1 rRNA gene is annotated in these 262 nt (G+C 49.6%); it reads left to right on the top strand.

Features of this window, described 5'->3' with window-relative positions:
* Window positions 1-262: ribosomal RNA gene (locus MRBLMS1_RS21940) — 23S ribosomal RNA — on the top strand; the annotation flags it as partial.

Here is a 262-nt window from a genome sequence, read left to right as displayed (position 1 = left end):
GGCTAAAACAGTCAGGATGTTGGCTTAGAAGCAGCCATCATTTAAAGAAAGCGTAATAGCTCACTGATCGAGTCGTCCTGCGCGGAAGATGTAACGGGGCTAAGCCAGTCACCGAAGCTGCGGATATATCTTAGGATATATGGTAGGAGAGCGTTCTGTAAGCCTGCGAAGGTGTCTTGTAAAGGATGCTGGAGGTATCAGAAGTGCGAATGCTGACATGAGTAGCGATAATGGGGGTGAAAAGCCTCCACGCCGTAAGCCC

Source organism: Massilia sp. LMS1-1-1.1 (assembly GCF_040815535.1).
Lineage (GTDB): Bacteria > Pseudomonadota > Gammaproteobacteria > Burkholderiales > Burkholderiaceae_D > Janthinobacterium > Janthinobacterium aestuarii.
This window is presented reverse-complemented; position numbering and strand designations above follow the sequence as displayed.